Here is a 493-nt window from a genome sequence, read left to right as displayed (position 1 = left end):
CCCCCCCCCCCCCCCCCCCCCCCCCCCCCCCCCCCCATTTTTTTTTCAACCACAACACCGCATACCAGATGTTGTACCCTGACTGGAGTTCAGACCTGTTCTCATCCGAACACGCCCCCTTGATACTGCCCCTCTCCCGACCTCGCTGCGCTCGGCCACCCTCTCCCCGCTTGCGGGGAGAGCGAGAAGGTCTGCCGCCAGCACTTTGATGCGTTCGCCCTGAAATTCGACGAACGCGCCGGGCACCGGGTTGAAGGCGCGAATGTGCTGCTCGACCGCGTCGGCCGATTGGGTCCAGTCGATGCGCGCCTCAGCCTTGTCGATCTTGGCGGCATAGGTGACGCCGTCTTCGGGCTGCGCCTCGGGCGGATAGGCGTCGAAGTCGCCCAGCACCTGCACCATCAGCCGTGCGCCCTTCGCGCTCAATTCGTCGGTCAGCGCGCCCGCGGTCTTGCCGTCGATCGCGGTCGTGTCACGCAGCAGCACCGGGCCG

Annotated in this window: 1 protein-coding gene; it reads right to left on the bottom strand. The window is 66.9% G+C overall.

Annotated features, from left to right (window positions below; genetic code table 11):
- Positions 1-45 precede the first annotated feature (45 nt).
- The coding region (locus tag AACY49_RS30540) for a methionyl-tRNA formyltransferase (RefSeq protein WP_445262685.1) at positions 46-493 on the bottom strand (448 nt) is incomplete at its 5' end.

The organism is Pseudomonas sp. EL_65y_Pfl2_R96 (assembly GCF_963970905.1).
Lineage (GTDB): Bacteria > Pseudomonadota > Gammaproteobacteria > Pseudomonadales > Pseudomonadaceae > Aquipseudomonas.
Note: the sequence above shows the minus strand (reverse complement) of the source record. Positions and strands in the feature narration are given on the sequence as shown.